This is a genomic window from Enterobacter sp. CM29, assembly GCF_013179605.1.
Classification (GTDB): domain Bacteria; phylum Pseudomonadota; class Gammaproteobacteria; order Enterobacterales; family Enterobacteriaceae; genus Enterobacter; species Enterobacter intestinihominis.
Genome location: NZ_JABMCU010000083.1, coordinates 1 through 18,730, shown reverse-complemented (window position 1 = coordinate 18,730; position 18,730 = coordinate 1). Strand labels below are relative to the sequence as shown.

The following is an 18,730-nucleotide window of genomic DNA, read 5'->3' as shown; positions in this document are numbered from 1 at the left end:
CGCAGTGCCGCCCGGCAAGAATGTTCATGTGGACAAAACATAAACAAAAAATATAGATCCCCGTCACATTTTTGCGTTATACAGGAACCTCGCCCTGGAGAATGAGGTGCTGTATGACATCCCTGACTCGCCCGCGTGTTGAGTTTATCTCAACGATACTCCAGACCGTGCTGAACCTCGGTCTGCTGAGCCTTGGCCTGATCCTGGTCGTGTTTCTGGGTAAAGAGACGGTGCATCTGGCGGATGTGCTGTTCGCACCTGAGCAAACCAGCAAATACGCGCTGGTGGAAGGCCTGGTGGTCTACTTTCTCTACTTTGAATTTATCGCCCTGATTGTGAAGTACTTTCAGTCCGGCTTTCACTTCCCGCTGCGCTATTTTGTCTACATTGGCATCACCGCCATTGTGCGGCTGATCATCGTCGATCATAAATCCCCGCTCGACGTGCTGATCTACTCGGCGGCGATCCTGCTGCTGGTGATCACCCTCTGGCTGTGCAACTCAAAGCGGCTGAAACGCGAATAAAAAAAGGGCGCTCCGAAGAGCGCCTAACAACAGTCACAAGTTGGTTCAATACAATACGTCTAAAGTTGAGGGTTGCAGTGGCATAACAGATGAAACTTAACCTTTCACACCGCCCGCCGTCAGGCCGTTGACCAGCCAGCGCTGGGCCAGCAGGAACACCACGGTAATCGGGATGGCAGAGAGGACGGCCGCCGCGGCAAAGTCGCCCCACAGGTAGTTTTGCGGGTTGAGGTATTGCTGCATACCGACGGCCAGGGTGTAGCTGTTCACATCGCGCAGTAACAGAGAGGCGACCGGTACTTCGGTGATCGCCGCGATAAACGACAGGATGAACACCACCGCCAGAATCGGTACCGACAGCGGCAGCAGCACCAGGCGGAACGCCTGCCACGGGGTGGCGCCATCCAGCGCGGCGGCTTCTTCCAGTGAACCATCGATGGTTTCGAAATAGCCCTTTATGGTCCACACATGCAGGGCGATGCCGCCAAGATAGGCGAAGATCACGCCGCCGTGGGTGTTCAGGCCGATAAACGGCACGTACTGGCCCAGACGATCAAACAGGGCATACAACGCCACCAGTGACAGCACCGCCGGGAACATCTGGAAAATCAGCATCCCTTTCAGCAGCGTCGCTTTGCCCGGGAAACGCATACGGGCGAAGGCGTAAGCACAGGTGGTGGAGAGCGTCACGATGCCGATGGCAGTAATGGTCGCCACTTTTACCGAGTTCCACAGCCACAGCAGCACCGGGAACGGCGGGGGAGTGACTCGGCCATCCGCGTGTTCCACACTGAAGCCCAGCGCGAGTTTCCAGTGCTCCCAGGAGATTTCATCCGGGATCAGGCTCCCGGTGGCGAAGTTCCCCGAACGCAGGGAGATGGCGATAACCATCAGCAGCGGGAACATGATCGCCGCGATGAAAATCAGCAGGCCTAAGTGCGTCGCGAGGAGGCGCAGTTTCTGAGATTTGGGTTGTACCATTGCCATGTTCAGTGCCCTCCTTAGTCAAATTTCATACGTGTAGCTTTCAGGTTCACGATCGCCAGGGCGCCCACCAGCAGGAAGATCAGGGTGGCAATCGCTGCCGCCAGACCGAAGTCCTGACCGCCGCCGCCTTCGAAGGCGATACGGTAGGTGTAGCTCACGAGCAGGTCGGTATAGCCTGCCGGCGTGGTGGTGCCGAGACGGTCCGGACCGCCGTTGGTCAACAGCTGAATCAGCACAAAGTTGTTAAAGTTAAAGGCGAAGCTGGCAATCATCAGCGGCGTCAGCGGCTTAATGAGCAGCGGCAGGGTAATTTTGAAGAAGTTCTGGAACGGACCCGCGCCGTCCATCGCCGAGGCTTCGTACAGGTCGTCCGGGATGGCCTTCAGCAGCCCCATGCACAGGATCATCATGTACGGATAACCGAGCCAGGTGTTCACGATGATAATCATCGAGCGAGCGGTGGTCGGGTCGCTGAACCAGGCCGGTTTGATGCCGAACAGCGCGCTCAGCATCATGTTGATTTCACCGAAGCTCTGGTTAAACAACCCTTTGAAAATCAGAATCGAGATGAACGACGGCACGGCGTACGGCAGAATCAGCAGCACGCGGTAAATCGCTTTCCCTTTCAGGGATTCCCACTGGACCAGACAGGCCAGCACCATGCCCACGGCCACGGTCAGGATCACGGTCAGGATGGAGAAGACTACCGTCCAGACGAAGATGGCGAAGAACGGTTTCTGGATGCCTTCGTCGGTAAACACGCGGGTAAAGTTATCCCAGCCGATGGTAACGGTATAGCCCGGGCTGAGCTTGTCGTCGCCCCAGCTGCCGTCGGCATTCACCGACTGATAGAAACCAATGTCGTTATTCGGACGGTACTTCACGCCGCTCTGGTTGTTGGTCAGCGTGCCGTCATCCGCCAGAGTATAAAGCGGCTGCGTGCCGGAAAACTGGCGCAGCGAGCTCATGGTTACTTTGCTGTCATCGGGCAGCACAGCGGTGAGCTGGGTCAGCGCCTGGCGATTTTGAGTGATGATACGCAGGTTGGCACGTTCACCTTCTGGCAGGGCCGCGGCCTCTTTTAAGACCAGCTTCTGCTCGCCGCCAAATTTGAACGCGTCGGAAAGATAGTTTTTGCCGCTCTCACCGTCAGTGAGCGCTAACTTCCACTCATCTCCCGCAGGATACAGGCCGAAGTTAAAGGTTTTACCCGCCTGATAAGAACGATCCAGAAGCACCTGGGTGGCACGCTCCTGCGCGAGCTGGTTGGTGCTGCTGTAGTTAGTAAAGGCAATCGCGATGGTGCAGATCAGCGGAAAGAGGACAAACAGCCCCATCCCGGCAACACCGGGGTAGACATAGCGCCAGGCATACGCTTTACGGTTGGCGAAAATATACAGGCCAACCGAGCTTAAAATCAGCGTCATGATGGCAAAAAGGTATTCCCCTTGCACGTACATTAAAACAACAAGGTAACCCACCAGCAGACACAGCAGACCTATCACTGACCACTTCAGTGCGTCGCTTTGCCACCAGCGTTTCTTTTTAATGACATCCATGGGGTTCTTCCTCTACAACGGTGGAAACTTATCGTCAGGTGGCGCTGCGCTTACCTGACCTACGGATCGTGCCGTAGTCGTAGGGCGGGTAAGCGCACGCGCCACCCGCCGTTTTTCAGACTTACTTAGTAATACGACCCTGAGCATCTTTCAGCGCGGCATCAACAGTCTGGCGACCGCTTGCAGCGTTGATGACGGCGGTACGGGTGGCGTACCAGAACGCAGCCATCTGTGGGATGTTCGGCATGATTTCGCCTTTTTGGGCGTTATCCATGGTGGCCGCAATGCGTGGATCTTTCGCTAACTGATCCTGGAAGGATTTCAGCGCAACGGCGCCCAGCGGTTTGTCCTTGTTCACTTCATCCAGACCCTGATCGGTCAGCAGGTAGTTTTCGAGGAACTCTTTCGCCAGCTCTTTGTTCGGGCTGGCGGCGTTGATACCCGCGCTCAGCACGCCAACAAACGGTTTAGACGGCTTGCCGTTGAAGGTTGGCAGCAGGGTCACGCCGTAGTTGACTTTGCTCTTGTCGATGTTGGTCCAGGCCCACGGACCGTTGATGGTCATCGCGGTTTCGCCTTTGTTGAACGCCGCTTCCGCGATGGAGTAGTCGGTATCCGCGTTCATGTGTTTGTTCTTAATCAGGTCAACCAGGAAGGTCAGGCCTTTTTTCGCGCCCGCGTTGTCCACGCCCACGTCTTTCACGTCATATTTGCCGTTTTCAAACTTGAACGCGTAGCCGCCGTCGGCAGCAATCAGCGGCCAGGTGAAGTACGGCTCTTGCAGGTTGAACATCAGAGCGGATTTACCTTTCGCCTTCAGCTCTTTATCCAGAGCAGGGATCTCTTCCCAGGTTTTCGGTGGATTTGGCACCAGGTCTTTGTTGTAAATCAGTGACAGGGCTTCAACCGCGATTGGGTAAGCGATCAGCTTGCCGTTATAGCGAACGGCATCCCAGGTGAACGGGAACAGTTTGTCCTGGAAGGCTTTGTCTGGCGTAACTTCTGCCAGCAGGCCAGACTGCGCGTAGCCCCCGAAACGGTCATGCGCCCAGAAGATAATGTCCGGACCATCGCCGGTTGCCGCAACCTGCGGGAACTTCTCTTCCAGTTTGTCCGGGTGTTCTACGGTGACTTTGATACCAGTGTCTTTCTCGAATTTTTTGCCCACTTCGGCCAGACCGTTATAGCCCTTGTCGCCGTTAATCCAGATAACCAGCTTACCTTCTTCAATTTTGGCGAGAGCCGGTGCGGAAATCATCATTGCTGCGAGGGCGGACAATGCGAAAACGCGTGCGCCAGTCTTGATCTTCATATCTGCCATCCTTTATTGGTGATGTGCTCGTGGATACATAAGGTGGTTCAACGTGACTCAGTCTCCTTATTTGACATCCTCTTTCCATCCTCCCAGTCCCTACGCCCCACCCCCTGTTTGTGTGATCCCTGTAACATAAATTTAAGTTATGAGTGCTGGCGCACATAAAAACCCACTGAATTTTGCAGGCCGCTTCACGATTTTCGCCTTAGCCCCTCCGCTGCGGTCGCAGAGCCTGCTCTCTCATCCTCCCGCCTCCTCCCCCATAAAAAAGCCGGGGGGTGGAGGATTCACGAAAGTAATGGAACACGCATAGTGAACTTATCTTGAATGTTTCTGTCGGTGACAGGTTGTAACGAAGGGAGAAGGGCATGGCGAGCGTACAGCTGCGTAATGTAACGAAAGCCTGGGGCGACGTTGTGGTGTCAAAAGACATCAATCTGGACATCCACGAAGGTGAGTTTGTGGTGTTCGTTGGTCCATCAGGCTGTGGTAAATCTACTCTGCTGCGTATGATTGCCGGTCTTGAAACCATCACCAGTGGCGATTTATTTATTGGTGATACCCGAATGAACGACATCCCGCCAGCTGAACGCGGCGTGGGCATGGTGTTCCAGTCTTATGCGCTTTATCCGCATCTTTCCGTTGCCGAGAACATGTCCTTTGGCCTGAAGCTGGCCGGCGCGAAAAAAGAGACCATTAACCAGCGCGTCACCCAGGTGGCGGAAGTGCTCCAGCTGGCACATCTGCTGGAGCGTAAACCGAAGGCGCTCTCCGGTGGTCAGCGTCAGCGTGTGGCGATCGGCCGTACGCTGGTGGCCGAGCCGCGCGTATTCCTGCTCGATGAACCTCTCTCTAACCTGGATGCCGCCTTGCGCGTCCAGATGCGTATCGAAATCTCCCGTCTGCACAAGCGCCTGGGGCGCACGATGATTTACGTCACCCACGATCAGGTCGAAGCGATGACGCTGGCCGACAAAATCGTGGTACTGGACGCCGGTCGCGTGGCGCAGGTGGGCAAACCGCTGGAGCTGTATCACTATCCGGCAGACCGCTTTGTTGCGGGCTTCATTGGCTCGCCAAAGATGAACTTCCTGCCCGTAAAAGTGACCGCGACGGCAATCGAACAGGTACAGGTGGAGCTGCCAAACCGTCAGCAAGTCTGGCTGCCGGTCGACAGCGCCAATGTACAGGTGGGGGCCAATATGTCCCTCGGTATCCGCCCTGAGCATTTACTGCCGAGCCACATCGCTGATGTGACGCTGGAAGGTGAAGTTCAGGTCGTCGAACAGCTTGGTCACGAAACACAGATTCATATCCAGATCCCCGCCATCCGTCAGAACCTGGTCTACCGCCAGAATGACGTGGTGTTGGTAGAAGAGGGTGCCACATTCGCTATCGGTTTGCCGCCAGAGCGTTGCCATCTGTTCCGTGAGGATGGCACTGCATGTCGTCGGTTGCACAAAGAGCCAGGCGTTTAAGCATTCCAATTACAAAGAAAAGCAATGATCTCAGGAGATAGAATAATGATTACTCTGCGCAAACTTCCTTTGGCAGTTGCCGTCGCAGCGGGCGTAATGTCTGCTCAGGCACTGGCAGTGGATTTCCATGGTTATGCTCGTTCTGGTATCGGCTGGACGGGTAGTGGCGGTGAACAACAATGTTTCCAGGCAACAGGCGCACAAAGTAAATACCGTCTCGGTAACGAATGTGAAACCTACGCCGAACTGAAACTGGGCCAGGAAGTGTGGAAAGAAGGCGACAAGAGCTTCTATTTCGACACCAACGTAGCGTACTCCGTGGCACAGCAGAATGACTGGGAAGGTACCGATCCGGCGTTCCGTGAAGCTAACGTGCAGGGTAAAAACCTGATTGAATGGCTGCCTGGCTCTACCATCTGGGCCGGTAAGCGCTTCTATCAGCGTCATGACGTACACATGATCGACTTCTACTACTGGGATATCTCTGGTCCTGGTGCCGGTATTGAAAACATCGATCTGGGCTTCGGTAAACTGTCTCTGGCAGCGACGCGTTCCCAGGAAGCTGGCGGTTCTTATGCCTTCAGCAGCCAGAACATCTATGACCGTACCAAAGATACCGCGAACGACGTATTTGACGTGCGTTTAGCGGGCCTGGAAACTAACCCGGACGGCGTGCTGGAACTGGGTGTGGATTATGGCCGCGCGAACACGACCGACGGCTATGATCTTGCCGACGGCGCGTCGAAAGATGGCTGGATGTTCACCGCTGAACATACCCAGAGCATGCTGAAAGGCTACAACAAGTTTGTGCTGCAGTATGCGATGGACTCAATGACCACGCAGGGTAAAGGTCTGAGCCAGGGTTCCTATGGTTCTTCCAGCTTTACCATCACGAATCCTGATGGCACGACGACCAATTACGCCAACGATGTGATTAACAACAACGGCAGCCTCTGGCGCATCCTGGACCACGGTGCAATCACCCTGGCCGACAAGTGGGACCTGATGTATGTCGGTATGTACCAGAAACTCGACATGGATGATAACCAGGGGAGTGACTGGTGGACCGTGGGTGTACGTCCGATGTACAAATGGACACCAATCATGAGCACCCTGCTGGAAGTGGGCTACGACAACGTCAAATCCCAGGAAACCGGCGATCGCAACAGCCAGTACAAAATCACCCTGGCGCAACAGTGGCAGGCTGGCGACAGCATCTGGTCTCGTCCGGCCATCCGTGTCTTCGCAACCTACGCGAAGTGGGATGAGAAATGGGGCTACGCGAAGAACGGTAACGGCGATGCCACCCGTTACGCGATCTCTGACTCCACCGGTAACGGTCGATTCTCTACCAGCCGCGGCGATGACGATGAGTTCTCCTTCGGCGCCCAGATGGAAATCTGGTGGTAACCGCATCCTGATCTGACGATGTAATCTGGGGGGCGAGAGCCCCTCAATTCCTGAGGTACTGCGCGCTATTGCCTGGCCACCGCAGTGCTTACGCTTTCTGAGGTGATAACAATGAAAATGAAGAAAAATCTCGTCGCGCTGTGCCTGTCAGCGGGTCTGCTGGCCTGTGTGCCTGGCGTCACGCTCGCTGACGTCAATTATGTCCCGCAGAATACCAGCGCAGCGCCTGCCATTCCGACAGCCGCTCTACAGCAATTAACCTGGACGCCGGTGGATCAGTCCAAAACGCAGAGCACACAGCTTGCGACGGGTGGCCAACAGCTCAATGTGGCTGGCATTACCGGGCCGGTAGCCGCCTATAGCGTACCGGCTAATATCGGTGAGCTAACGTTGACTTTATCCAGTGAAGTTAACAAACAGACCAGCGTTTTTGCGCCGAACGTTCTGATCCTCGATCAGAACATGACGCCTTCCGCCTATTTCCCCAGCAGCTATTTTACCTATCAAGAGCCGGGTGTAATGAGCGCGGACCGCCTGGAAGGGGTAATGCGTCTGACCCCGGCGCTCGGGCAGCAAAAGCTCTACGTACTGGTCTTCACCACTGAAAAAGATTTGCAGCAAACCACCACTCTGCTCGATCCGGCAAAAGCCTATGCCAAAGGGGTTGGTAACGCCATTCCCGATATTCCCGATCCGATTGCGCGCCATACCACCGACGGCCTGCTTAAGCTGAAGGTGAAAACCAACAGCAGCTCCAGCGTACTCGTAGGCCCACTGTTTGGCTCATCTGGCCCGGGTCCGGTAACGGTGGGTAATACTGCCGCGCCTGTGTATGCCGCGCCGGCCGCAGCACCAGCCGCAGCCCCGGCCCCGGCGAAAAAAGCCGAGCCGGTGCTTAACGATACTGAAACTTACTTTAACAACGCCATCAAGCAGGCAGTTAAAAACGGCGATGTCGATAAAGCGCTGAAACTGCTTGATGAAGCCGAGCGTTTAGGTTCAACCACTGCCCGTTCCACCTTTATCAGCAGTGTAAAAGGCAAGGGGTAACCGTCTCCCCACAGTGCTGATTTTGTTAGTCGTTTGGTGCGCCTTCGCGGGCGCACTTTTTTTGGCTAAGTTGCACCATTGTTGCGATAGTGATCGCTAAATTTGGTTTGTCCGTCCTCATTTTGCCAATCTGCGATACAATGCCTTTACGTTATGTATCGGAGAGTCTGGCATGTCACACCCCGCGCTAACGCAGCTGCGTGCGCTACGCTATTTCGACCAAATACCCGCGCTTGACCCGGAGCAACTGGACTGGCTGCTGCTGGAAGATTCCATGACAAAACGTTTTGAGCAACAGGGTAAAACGGTCACGGTGACGATGATTCAGGAAGGGTTTGTCTCGCCTGCGGAGATTGCCAGCGAGCTGCCGCTGCTGCCGCAGGAAGAACGCTACTGGCTGCGTGAAATTTTACTCTGTGCGGATGGCGAGCCGTGGCTTGCCGGGCGAACGGTGGTTCCTGAGTCTACACTTTCCGGGCCGGAGCTGGCACTGCAACGCCTCGGCAAAACGCCGCTGGGGCGATATCTGTTCACCTCGTCTGAACTGACCCGTGATTTTATTGAAATTGGTTGCGATGCCGATTTGTGGGGGCGACGTTCCCGCCTTCGTTTGAGTGGCAAGCCGTTAATACTGACGGAACTCTTTTTGCCTGCATCGCCGTTGTACTAAGAGGGAGAAAAAATGGAGTGGAGTCTGACGCAGAATAAGCTGCTGGCCTATCACCGCCTGATGCGTACTGATAAACCCATTGGCGCGCTGCTGCTGCTGTGGCCGACCTTATGGGCGCTGTGGGTTGCCACGCCGGGCGTACCGCCGCTGTGGATCCTGGCGGTGTTTGTGGCGGGTGTCTGGCTGATGCGCGCTGCGGGCTGTGTGGTCAACGACTATGCTGACCGGAAATTTGATGGACATGTTAAGCGCACCGCGAATCGTCCTTTGCCGAGCGGTCAGGTAACCGGAAAAGAGGCGCGCATCCTGTTTGTGGTGCTGGTGCTTCTCTCTTTCATGCTGGTGTTAACCCTTAACACCATGACCATTCTGCTGTCCGTCGCTGCTCTGGCGCTGGCCTGGGTCTACCCATTTATGAAGCGATACACCCATCTGCCGCAGGTGGTATTGGGTGCGGCATTTGGCTGGTCGATTCCCATGGCGTTTGCCGCGGTCAGCGAGTCCGTTCCGCTCAGCTGCTGGCTGATGTTCCTGGCGAATATTCTCTGGGCCGTTGCGTACGATACCCAATACGCGATGGTCGATCGCGATGACGATCTCAAGATTGGCATCAAATCGACGGCGATCTTGTTTGGCCGTCACGACAAACTGATCATCGGCATATTGCAGGTGGCGGTGCTGGCGCTGATGGTGGCGATTGGTCGCCTGAACGGGCTGAACTGGGAGTTTTACTGGTCCGTGCTGGTGGCGGGTCTGCTGTTTGCGTATCAGCAGAAGCTGATCGTGAAGCGCGAGCGTGAAGCCTGCTTTAAAGCGTTTCTGAATAATAACTACGTCGGGCTGGTGCTGTTTATGGGGCTGGCGATGAGTTACTGGTCATAAAAAAACCGGGTGGCGGCTTCGCCTTACCCGGCCTACGATTTAGCAGAATATGTAGGCCGGGTAAGCGTTAGCGCCACCCGGCTTTAACATCACTCGCCCTGCGTCGAACTCTCAATCGTTAAACGCACATCCGCGGTAATCAGCTCTGCCAGCATCTGGTAAACCTTCATCGTCTCTTCCGGCTCAGCATCGCCCGTATCGCTAATGTAACCTTCGTCGCGCAGCGTCAGCACCAGGGAGCTGAATACCGCTTTGTCGAAGAATTCCGGGGCGTTAATGCCATGCAGAACGGACAGGCGCTGGGCCAGCGTCCGACTCTCTTTTTCCAGCGTACCGCGGTTGATTGACGGGTTAGCACTCAATAACCAGAAGGTAATGGCGTAGCGCTGCAACGTCTCACGCGCACCGGAAGCCAGGAGCTGCAAGGTTCGGGAACGTGACGGATTGATATGCAGTTCGTCATCACTGATGGTAATCAGCCCCTGACGACGCATCTCTGCGGACATTTTATCGAGCTCTGCCGCCAGCTCATCCTTACTCCAGCGCAGGAACAGCTCCGCTTTCAGCATCGGATAGATGGCCTGAATATGGCGCAGCAGCTCCTGACGCGAAATACGGCGGTGCTGGGTAATAATGGCTGCCATCAGTGACGGCAGCATCAGCATGTGCGTGATGTTATTACGGTAGTAGGTCATCAGCACGGCCTGCTCGCGCGGCAGAATGATGATGTCACCAATCGTATCTTTCTCGACTTCGAACTTGTTCATCTGCAACGCGTGATCGATCAATTCGCTGGCGGTGGCAGACGGCACGGTCGAATCCACGGAATACGGCACGTTGCGCATGATATCCAGATAGCAATCAATCTGCTCGGTCAGCTGTTCACGGGTCAGTGAACGCTGGCGAGAGGCCAGAAGCGCGGTACAACACAGGTTCATGGCGTTTGCCGCACCAGCATTGTTGATGCGTACCATCAGCTCGGATGCAATGCCGTTGACCGTTGGCGTCAGCCAGGCCGGACGTACCGCTTCGATAGGATCAATAGACTCGCGCCACTCCGGAACATGATGGTTCAGATATGTCATCAGGGGCAGGGGCTCGCCAAAGTTCACGTAGCCCTGACCGAGGTTGCGCAATTTACTCAGACCACGCAGCATCTGCGGCAGACTCTCTTTCTCTTTGGTCGCACCGCGCAGCTCTTTCGCGTAGGTGCCCACTTCCATCACGTGTTCATAACCGATGTAAATAGGCACCAGCGTGATAGGACGCGTACCGCCACGCAGCATGGCCTGAATGGTCATCGACAGCGTGCCGGTCTTCGGATCGAGCAGACGACCGGTACGGGAGCGACCGCCTTCAACAAAGTACTCCACGGAATAACCGCGGCTGAACAGCTCGCCCAGATACTCCCTGAAAACGGTGGAGTAGAGCTTGTTACCCTTGAAGGTACGACGAATGAAGAACGCACCCAGACGGCGGAAAATCGGACCTGCTGGCCAGAAGTTCAGGTTGATACCGGCAGCAATATGCGGCGGCACCAGGCCCTGGTGATAGAGCACGTAAGAGAGCAGCAGGTAGTCCATGTGGCTGCGGTGGCAGGGCACATAGACAATCTCGTGGCCGTCATGCGCTAACTGACGCACGCGCTCGGCGTTGTGGACGTTAATCCCCTGATAGAGGCGGTTCCACGTGAAACCGAGGATACGGTCAGAGAGACGAATCATCTCGTAGGAGAAGTTCGCGGCGATCTCTTCCATCAGCGCGATTGCGTTCTGCTGCGCTTTCTCGTGCGAAATCTTCTTGCTGCGCGCTTCGTCTTCTACGGCACGGGCAATCGCTTTGGAAGCCAGCAGCTTGTTAAACAGATCCTGACGCGCCGGGAGACGTGGCCCAACGGCCGCCAGACGCTGACGTGCAAAGTGCATTCGCGCAACGCGCGCCAGCTTTTGCGCAATGATTTTGTCAGTACCGTGTTCATCCGCCATGCGGCGCAGTGAAACGGAAGGCGAGAAGCGAACAAAGCTGTCGCGTCCCAGCCATGAGACGGCGAAGAATTTCTGAATGCCGTTGAGCATACGCAGCGGCGGGTTCTCTTCCCCTTTTTCACGCCCCGGACGACGGCCAAACATCACCGACACCGGCACCATCTGCACGTCCAGATCGGGGTTGCTGCGGTGCAGATCGAGGTAATCATGGAACAGCTTAATGGACTCTTCTTTCGGCGTGTAATAGGTGAACACGCGCGGTCCGCCATGGATGAACACGTAGCGCGGCAGCAGCGTACCGTCGACTTCCAGCGGTTCAAGCGGGTCAGGTAAATCGTGCGCCAGACATTGAGCGCGAAGCGTTAGCAGGTCTGCCTTCGAGTTATAAGGCAAAACGTACATAATAGGGCGCGACGTATCGAGCCCTAATTCCAGCGCAGGTTCTGCTGGGATAGACTTACTTTTTACCAGTACGCTTAATGGTAAATTAAGTAATTTGTAGTAAATTCGTGGCCAGCCGGACATAAACGATGTAAAGCCTCTGGTTAATAATGCAATTGCGGCGCAAGGATAACAGAAAGCGCGCAAAATTTCTGTTGTTACCCGTCATACTTCAGGTCGCAGCAAAACGCGCTGCGGCTTTAGTTACTGACGCTATTTATCATAAAAGGTTCTTTTAATGGCCAATAATACCACTGGGTTAACTCGAATCATTAAAGCTGCCGGTTATTCATGGAAAGGTTTCCGCGCCGCATGGGTTAATGAAGCCGCTTTCCGCCAGGAAGCGGTTGCCGCAATCGTTGCCGTTGTCATCGCCTGCTTCCTTGATGTTGATGCTATCACCCGCGTACTGCTCATCGGATCTGTCCTTCTGGTGATGATAGTGGAAATTCTGAATAGCGCTATTGAGGCCGTTGTTGACCGAATCGGGTCGGAATTCCATGAACTGTCTGGCCGGGCGAAAGACATGGGTTCCGCTGCCGTACTGCTGTCGATTATCACGGCGGCGATCACCTGGGTCACGCTACTTTGGTCGCATTTCCGATGAGCCTCGAGGAATAATTAAGTCCCTGGTTTTTTGTGCAGTTTTTGGTTCCAAAATCGCCTTGGACTGTATATACTCACAGCATAACTGTATATACACCCAGGGGGCGGTATGAAAGCGTTAACGACCAGGCAGCAAGAGGTGTTTGATCTCATTCGGGATCATATCGGCCAGACGGGTATGCCACCCACGCGTGCAGAAATTGCGCAGCGTCTGGGCTTCCGTTCTCCTAATGCTGCCGAAGAGCACCTTAAGGCGCTTGCGCGTAAGGGCGTGATTGAGATTGTTTCCGGCGCCTCACGCGGCATCCGTCTGCTGGTGGAAGAAGAGAGCGGTATTCCGCTGGTGGGCCGCGTAGCCGCAGGTGAACCTCTGCTGGCGCAGCAGCACATCGAAGGGCACTATCAGGTTGACCCAGGCATGTTCAAGCCGAGCGCCGATTTCCTGCTGCGCGTTAGCGGAATGTCCATGAAAGATATCGGTATTCTGGATGGCGATCTGCTGGCGGTACACAAAACGCAGGACGTGCGTAACGGGCAAGTCGTGGTGGCGCGCATTGATGATGAAGTGACGGTTAAGCGCCTGAAAAAACAAGGCAATACCGTGCAGCTTCTGCCTGAAAACAATGAATTCTCCCCGATTGTGGTGGATCTCCGCGAGCAGAGCTTCTCTATTGAAGGGCTGGCGGTCGGCGTTATCCGCAACGGTGAATGGCTGTAATCTCTTCCTGACAGGCTGTAGTTCCTCTACAGCCTGGCCTGTTTTCTGATTCCGGTAATTTCCATGGCATTGCTAACTTCTGCCGATAAGGCGTTGTGGCGTCTTGCGCTACCGATGATTTTTTCCAATATTACCGTTCCTCTGCTGGGGCTGGTGGATACGGCAGTTATCGGGCATCTCGATTCGCCGATTTATCTCGGCGGCGTCGCGATCGGCGCAACGGCGACCAGCTTCCTCTTTATGCTGCTACTTTTTCTGCGCATGAGTACGACAGGCCTGACGGCCCAGGCGTATGGTGCAAAAGATCCCCTGCGTCTGGCGCGTGCGCTGGTTCAGCCGCTCATTCTGGCGTTCGGTGCTGGCGCGTTAATCGTTCTGTTGCGTACGCCACTGATTGATCTTGCGCTCCATATTGTAGGCGGCAGCGATGCCGTACTGGAACAAGCCCGTCGGTTCCTCGAAATTCGCTGGCTCAGCGCGCCCGCTTCACTTGCAAACCTGGTCCTGCTGGGCTGGCTGCTGGGCGTGCAGTATGCCCGCGCGCCGGTGATCCTGCTTGTGGTGGGTAACCTTCTCAATATTGTCCTCGATCTCTGGCTGGTAATGGGGCTGCACATGAACGTCCGGGGCGCGGCGCTGGCTACGGCAATTGCCGAGTACGGGACGCTGCTGATCGGTTTGGGGATGGTCTGGCGCGTGCTGGCGATGCGCGGTATCACCCTAGATCTGCTGAAATCGGCCTGGCGCGGCAATATGCGTAAGCTGCTGGCGCTTAATCGCGACATCATGCTCCGTTCGCTCCTGCTGCAACTCTGCTTCGGCGCATTAACCGTTTTTGGTGCGCGTCTTGGGCCTGAGATCGTCGCCGTCAACGCAGTGCTCATGACGTTACTGACCTTTACCGCTTACGCGCTGGATGGTTTTGCTTACGCCGTCGAGGCGCATTCAGGGCAGGCTTATGGCGCGCGTGAAAGCGGCCAGTTACGCGAAGTCTGGCGTGCAGCCTGTCGTCAGGCGGGTCTGGTGGCGCTGGTCTTTGCTCTGGTTTACGCCTGTTTTGGTGGGCATATTGTCGCGCTTCTCACCTCGTTGCCCGCGCTACGTGAGCTGGCCGATCGCTACATCCTCTGGCAGGTAGTATTACCGGTGGTGGGTGTGTGGTGCTATTTGCTGGACGGCATGTTTATTGGTGCGACGCGCGGGGCGGAGATGCGCAACAGCATGGCCGTCGCTGCGGCGGGGTTCGGCCTGACGCTGCTGACCTTGCCGTATCTCGGCAATCATGGTCTGTGGCTCGCGCTGGCGGTGTTTCTCTCACTGCGTGGCCTTTCGCTGGCCGTTATCTGGCGTCGTCACTGGCGAAACAATACCTGGTTTCCAGCCCCGCACGATATATCGTAACGGTTAAAGATTCCGAATATAAAAATAAATGCCGAATCCTTAACTATAATAATAATCACGTCCAGCAGAAAAGAACGAAGCGGACGATACTCATAGACGCTTAACACGAGGACACGATTATGAATAAAGATGAAATCGGCGGCAACTGGAAGCAATTCAAAGGTAAAGCGAAAGAACAGTGGGGTAAGCTGACAGATGACGATATGACCGTCATTGAAGGTAAGCGCGATCAGCTGGTAGGTAAAATCCAGGAGCGCTACGGTTACGAAAAAGATCAGGCGGAAAATGAAGTCAAAGACTGGGAAACCCGTAACGACTACCGCTGGTAACCGGCACTATCCCCAAGGGCGGCTCTGAGCCGCCTTTTTCTTTGGCCTTAACGCGGCTTTTTCTTCACCAGGATAGAGTGATCGTGCTGACAGGCATCCTGATGACGGCATGACTCCACCTCCACGCAGGCAGAACATAAGCCGTGGGCTTCGATCACGTTATGGCGCAGCGCAAAGCCCATTCTGGCTGCCAGCGTATGCATAATATCTTCCACACCTTCCGCACACTCTTCCTTCACCACGCCACAGCGATCGCAGATAAACATGGCGGACGTGTGAGTAGGCTGGTCAAAAAGATGGCACAGCACATAGCTGTTTGTTGATTCCACTTTATGCACAAACCCTTGCTCCAGCAGAAAATCCAGCGCCCGATAGACGGTCGGCGGTTTTGCCTGCGGCTCGCTTTCACGCAGCAGGTCGAGCAGATCGTAAGCGCTGATGGCACCCTGTTGCAGGCTCATCAGACGCAGTACCTCAAGGCGCTGCGGGGTCAGGCGCACATTGCGTTGCGCACAGAGCTTTTCAGCTTGCGCTAACAGCTCTTTTGTGGACTTGTCCATCGGGCACCTCGGATGTGGTAAGGGGTGAAAACCCTCACTTTATCATGTTCTGCTAAAAACACCGAGATCCGCCGGGCTGTGCTATACCTGACGCATCGCAAATCGGGAGATCGCATGATGAAAAGACCTGACTGTATTCGGCACTGGCGGGACGTGGAAGGCGCCGATGATGCAACGTATCCGGACAGCAATGAACGGTTTTCTATTGGCGCGCCGCTGGCCCGCAAGCTGGGTCTCGGCCGCATTGGTATTCACCATGAACGGCTGCCGCCCGGACGCCGTACTTCTTATCCGCATGCGGAAAGCGACGAAGAGGAGTTTGTTTACGTTCTGGAGGGTTACCCTGAGGCCTGGATCAATGGTTATCTGTGGAAGCTTGAACCCGGAGACAGCGTGGGATTTCCTGCCGGCACGGGCGTGTGCCATACCTTTATCAACAACACCGATGAAGAGGTGCGCTTACTGGTGGTGGGTGAGGCTAATAAAAAACATAACCGCATCTACTATCCCCTCAATCCGGTGTATGCCGTGACGCGCGAAGACCACTGGGTAGACCATCCGCCTCAGTTTTTTGGCCCGCACGATGGAAAACCTGGGCGAAAATAATTTCCTCTTCTATAAATATTGATGGTCGTCACACATTAGAACAGGCCGGGATGGAATTTAACTTAGGGAAATAGCGGGTCTTTTTGTACTTATTCACAGCAATAGTTCGTTCCTGTTTGGGTGATAACAGACAGGGTTAACTAATAACAAACTATTTACGAGCACACTGTGAAAAAACATTTTAAATTTTCGATGGTTAGCATTGCTGTCTCCTTTTTTATGGCAAATCAGGCGGGAGCAGCCAATACCTGGACGGAAGCGCGTAGCGACGCAATGGGCGGAACGGGTGTCGCGGCAGGGAGCTATGGCAGCGGGGCGTTAATCAACCCCGCGTTACTGGCAAAATCTAAGCCCGAGGATGATGTGACGGTCATTTTGCCGTCCGTTGGCGTGCAGGTGACCGATGAAGACAATCTTCAGGACGAGATTGATACCATTAACGATAAAATCAATCATTACAAGGACGTGGTTGATAGTCTGACCCCCATTGATATCATCACGAATCCATTAGGTTCGATCAATCAGTTCCAGGGCGCAGCGAAAGATCTCGCTGATGAGCTGGACTACCTGAAAGGCAAAACCGCACACGCCACCGCAGGGGCGGGGATTGCCGTCAGTATCCCTAACGATGTCCTTTCCGTGGCCTTTATGGCCAAAGGCTATGCACATGGCCGCGTCAGCTCTTCAATCGATCAGCAGGACATTGATTATCTGCGCGGTATACAACGAAGCGATGCGGTGGCTGCCGGTGTGGCGCTGGATGCCGCGCTAAACGGTTCCGATCAGATCACCAAAAACCTTAACTCTACGGCGTCTGGTCGGGCGGCGATTGTGTCCGACTACGGTATTGCGGTAGCCCGTCAGTTCGATCTTGGCGGCGTTCCGGTTTCCGTTGGCGTCACGCCGAAGCTGCAAAAAACCTGGCTCTATAACTACACTACCTCAATCTACGATTACGACAGTAATAAGTGGAACGACAGCCGCTACCGTACCGACGACACTGGCTTCAACGTCGATGCCGGTATTGCTGCTGATTTCGGTGAAAACTGGACGGTCGGCGTGAGCGGGCAAAACCTGATGTCGCGCGATATCGATACCAAAGATATCCGCATTCGCAACGGGCGCACAGGAGAGGTGGTGAGTTATAAAGACACCTATCAGATCCGTCCGCTGGTCACTGCCGGGGCCGCCTGGCACAACGATCTGGTGACGCTGACCGCGGACGGGGATCTGACCGAAACCAAGGGCTTTAAAAGCGAAGATACCTCCCAATACGCCGGCATTGGTGCTGAAGTCACGCCGCTGAGCTGGCTGGCAGTGCGCGCCGGTTATCGTGCGGATATGAAGGGGAACGACAGCAACGTCTTTACCGGCGGTGTCGGTTTTGCGCCGTTCAACTCCGTCCATGTTGACCTGATGGGGCTTTATGGCGAAGACGAGACCTGGGGCGCAGGGGCACAGTTGAGCATGACGTTCTAAAGTACACCGGAGGCGCTGCGCCTCCGGCTTTTCTTTGTGCTATAGTAGCGCCCCTTTTCCACCAGATGCTTAAAAGTTCGCCATGTCGTCAGAATTCCAGACCGCTTTCCCTGCACACCGTTTTTCCATTGCGCCAATGCTCGACTGGACGGACAGACATTGCCGCTATTTCCTGCGTCAGCTCTCCCGCCATACGCTGCTATACACCGAAATGGTCACTACCGGCGCAATTATTCACGGCAAAGGCGACTATCTGGCGTACAGCGAAGAGGAGCATCCGGTTGCGCTGCAACTCGGTGGCAGCGATCCGGCTGCGCTGGCGCAGTGCGCGAAGCTGGCCGAAGAACGCGGCTATGACGAGATTAACCTCAACGTCGGTTGTCCGTCCGACCGTGTGCAAAACGGCATGTTCGGCGCGTGTCTGATGGGAAATGCGCACCTGGTGGCGGACTGCATCAAAGCGATGCGCGACGTCGTCTCTATCCCGGTCACGGTCAAAACCCGTATCGGCATAGACGACCAGGACAGCTATGAGTTTCTGTGTGATTTCATCAACACGGTATCAGGGAAGGGTGAATGCGAGATGTTTATCATCCACGCCCGTAAAGCCTGGCTCTCAGGCCTCAGCCCGAAAGAAAACCGCGAGATCCCGCCGCTGGACTACCCGCGCGTGTACCAGCTGAAACGCGACTTCCCACACCTGACCATGTCGATCAATGGCGGTATTAAG

18 protein-coding genes are annotated in these 18,730 nt (G+C 55.2%); 13 read left to right on the top strand and 5 right to left on the bottom strand.

Features of this window, described 5'->3' with window-relative positions:
- Positions 1–113: 113 nt before the first annotated feature.
- The gene (psiE, locus tag HP459_RS12220; RefSeq protein WP_000202963.1) at positions 114–524 is read left to right on the top strand and encodes a phosphate-starvation-inducible protein PsiE; all 411 of its coding nucleotides are present in this window, start codon (positions 114–116) and stop codon (positions 522–524) included.
- A 96-nt stretch (positions 525–620) separates the two neighbouring features.
- On the opposite strand, the gene malG is transcribed toward psiE, so the two are convergent.
- From malG to malE, 3 genes are all read right to left on the bottom strand, one after another.
- Positions 621–1,511: a maltose ABC transporter permease MalG gene (malG, locus tag HP459_RS12215; RefSeq protein ID WP_003860332.1), complete on the bottom strand. Its 891-nt coding sequence runs from the start codon at positions 1,509–1,511 to the stop codon at positions 621–623.
- A 14-nt stretch (positions 1,512–1,525) separates the two neighbouring features.
- The gene (gene malF / locus HP459_RS12210; RefSeq protein ID WP_023299085.1) at positions 1,526–3,070 is read right to left on the bottom strand and encodes a maltose ABC transporter permease MalF; all 1,545 of its coding nucleotides are present in this window, start codon (positions 3,068–3,070) and stop codon (positions 1,526–1,528) included.
- Between the two features lie 121 nt (positions 3,071–3,191).
- Positions 3,192–4,382 carry a maltose/maltodextrin ABC transporter substrate-binding protein MalE gene (gene malE, locus HP459_RS12205; protein ID WP_022646733.1) on the bottom strand — a complete coding sequence of 397 codons (1,191 nt, stop codon included), beginning with the start codon at positions 4,380–4,382 and terminating at the stop codon, positions 3,192–3,194.
- Between the two features lie 371 nt (positions 4,383–4,753).
- Here malE and malK point away from each other — a divergent pair, with 371 nt between their 5' ends.
- From malK to ubiA, 5 genes are all read left to right on the top strand, one after another.
- On the top strand, positions 4,754–5,863 hold the full coding sequence (gene malK / locus HP459_RS12200) for a maltose/maltodextrin ABC transporter ATP-binding protein MalK (RefSeq protein WP_003860329.1): 1,110 nt from the start codon (positions 4,754–4,756) through the stop codon (positions 5,861–5,863).
- 42 nt (positions 5,864–5,905) lie between these two features.
- On the top strand, positions 5,906–7,273 hold the full coding sequence (locus tag HP459_RS12195) for a maltoporin (protein WP_032621777.1): 1,368 nt from the start codon (positions 5,906–5,908) through the stop codon (positions 7,271–7,273).
- Positions 7,274–7,384: 111 nt separating this feature from the next.
- Entirely contained in the window at positions 7,385–8,323 is a 939-nt protein-coding gene (gene malM / locus HP459_RS12190; RefSeq protein ID WP_022646735.1) for a maltose operon protein MalM, read from the top strand.
- 172 nt (positions 8,324–8,495) lie between these two features.
- Complete coding sequence (ubiC, locus tag HP459_RS12185; protein WP_015570175.1) at positions 8,496–8,993, top strand: chorismate lyase; 498 nt, start codon at positions 8,496–8,498, stop codon at positions 8,991–8,993.
- A 12-nt stretch (positions 8,994–9,005) separates the two neighbouring features.
- Positions 9,006–9,875, top strand: a complete 870-nt coding sequence (gene ubiA / locus HP459_RS12180; RefSeq protein ID WP_022646737.1) for a 4-hydroxybenzoate octaprenyltransferase — start codon at positions 9,006–9,008, stop codon at positions 9,873–9,875.
- An 89-nt stretch (positions 9,876–9,964) separates the two neighbouring features.
- Here the strand turns inward: ubiA and plsB are convergent, their stop codons facing one another.
- The gene (gene plsB, locus HP459_RS12175) at positions 9,965–12,385 is read right to left on the bottom strand and encodes a glycerol-3-phosphate 1-O-acyltransferase PlsB (protein WP_023299088.1); all 2,421 of its coding nucleotides are present in this window, start codon (positions 12,383–12,385) and stop codon (positions 9,965–9,967) included.
- A 154-nt stretch (positions 12,386–12,539) separates the two neighbouring features.
- Between plsB and HP459_RS12170 the strand changes: the two genes are divergently transcribed.
- The 4 genes from HP459_RS12170 to HP459_RS12155 all read left to right on the top strand — a co-directional run bounded on the left by HP459_RS12170 (position 12,540) and on the right by HP459_RS12155 (position 15,355).
- On the top strand, positions 12,540–12,908 hold the full coding sequence (locus tag HP459_RS12170; RefSeq protein ID WP_006810487.1) for a diacylglycerol kinase: 369 nt from the start codon (positions 12,540–12,542) through the stop codon (positions 12,906–12,908).
- Between the two features lie 108 nt (positions 12,909–13,016).
- On the top strand, positions 13,017–13,625 hold the full coding sequence (gene lexA / locus HP459_RS12165) for a transcriptional repressor LexA (protein ID WP_003860318.1): 609 nt from the start codon (positions 13,017–13,019) through the stop codon (positions 13,623–13,625).
- A 63-nt stretch (positions 13,626–13,688) separates the two neighbouring features.
- Entirely contained in the window at positions 13,689–15,026 is a 1,338-nt protein-coding gene (gene dinF, locus HP459_RS12160; protein ID WP_022646740.1) for an MATE family efflux transporter DinF, read from the top strand.
- Between the two features lie 119 nt (positions 15,027–15,145).
- The gene (locus HP459_RS12155) at positions 15,146–15,355 is read left to right on the top strand and encodes a CsbD family protein (RefSeq protein WP_003860314.1); all 210 of its coding nucleotides are present in this window, start codon (positions 15,146–15,148) and stop codon (positions 15,353–15,355) included.
- A gap of 47 nt (positions 15,356–15,402) precedes the next feature.
- Here the strand turns inward: HP459_RS12155 and zur are convergent, their stop codons facing one another.
- Positions 15,403–15,915 carry a zinc uptake transcriptional repressor Zur gene (gene zur / locus HP459_RS12150; protein ID WP_006810484.1) on the bottom strand — a complete coding sequence of 171 codons (513 nt, stop codon included), beginning with the start codon at positions 15,913–15,915 and terminating at the stop codon, positions 15,403–15,405.
- A 117-nt stretch (positions 15,916–16,032) separates the two neighbouring features.
- Between zur and HP459_RS12145 the strand changes: the two genes are divergently transcribed.
- The 3 genes from HP459_RS12145 to dusA all read left to right on the top strand — a co-directional run.
- Entirely contained in the window at positions 16,033–16,521 is a 489-nt protein-coding gene (locus HP459_RS12145; RefSeq protein WP_022646741.1) for a cupin domain-containing protein, read from the top strand.
- 168 nt (positions 16,522–16,689) lie between these two features.
- Positions 16,690–18,000 (top strand): conjugal transfer protein TraF, encoded by a 1,311-nt coding sequence (gene traF, locus HP459_RS12140; protein ID WP_023299091.1) that lies wholly within the window; start codon positions 16,690–16,692, stop codon positions 17,998–18,000.
- An 82-nt stretch (positions 18,001–18,082) separates the two neighbouring features.
- Positions 18,083–18,730, top strand: a 648-nt coding sequence (dusA, locus tag HP459_RS12135) for a tRNA dihydrouridine(20/20a) synthase DusA (protein ID WP_171936258.1), incomplete at its 3' end; no start/stop codon positions are given.

Bases quoted from the DNA above. Each gene is read 5' to 3' on its own strand.
- dinF (WP_022646740.1), top strand. From the start codon at position 13,689: ATGGCATTGCTAACTTCTGCCGATAAGGCGTTGTGGCGTCTTGCGCTA.
- malF (WP_023299085.1), bottom strand. From the start codon at position 3,070: ATGGATGTCATTAAAAAGAAACGCTGGTGGCAAAGCGACGCACTGAAG.
- zur (WP_006810484.1), bottom strand. From the start codon at position 15,915: ATGGACAAGTCCACAAAAGAGCTGTTAGCGCAAGCTGAAAAGCTCTGT.
- ubiA (WP_022646737.1), top strand. From the start codon at position 9,006: ATGGAGTGGAGTCTGACGCAGAATAAGCTGCTGGCCTATCACCGCCTG.
- malM (WP_022646735.1), top strand. From the start codon at position 7,385: ATGAAAATGAAGAAAAATCTCGTCGCGCTGTGCCTGTCAGCGGGTCTG.
- plsB (WP_023299088.1), bottom strand. From the start codon at position 12,385: ATGTCCGGCTGGCCACGAATTTACTACAAATTACTTAATTTACCATTA.
- HP459_RS12145 (WP_022646741.1), top strand. From the start codon at position 16,033: ATGAAAAGACCTGACTGTATTCGGCACTGGCGGGACGTGGAAGGCGCC.
- HP459_RS12155 (WP_003860314.1), top strand. From the start codon at position 15,146: ATGAATAAAGATGAAATCGGCGGCAACTGGAAGCAATTCAAAGGTAAA.
- psiE (WP_000202963.1), top strand. From the start codon at position 114: ATGACATCCCTGACTCGCCCGCGTGTTGAGTTTATCTCAACGATACTC.
- ubiC (WP_015570175.1), top strand. From the start codon at position 8,496: ATGTCACACCCCGCGCTAACGCAGCTGCGTGCGCTACGCTATTTCGAC.
- lexA (WP_003860318.1), top strand. From the start codon at position 13,017: ATGAAAGCGTTAACGACCAGGCAGCAAGAGGTGTTTGATCTCATTCGG.
- malK (WP_003860329.1), top strand. From the start codon at position 4,754: ATGGCGAGCGTACAGCTGCGTAATGTAACGAAAGCCTGGGGCGACGTT.
- malG (WP_003860332.1), bottom strand. From the start codon at position 1,511: ATGGCAATGGTACAACCCAAATCTCAGAAACTGCGCCTCCTCGCGACG.
- HP459_RS12170 (WP_006810487.1), top strand. From the start codon at position 12,540: ATGGCCAATAATACCACTGGGTTAACTCGAATCATTAAAGCTGCCGGT.
- malE (WP_022646733.1), bottom strand. From the start codon at position 4,382: ATGAAGATCAAGACTGGCGCACGCGTTTTCGCATTGTCCGCCCTCGCA.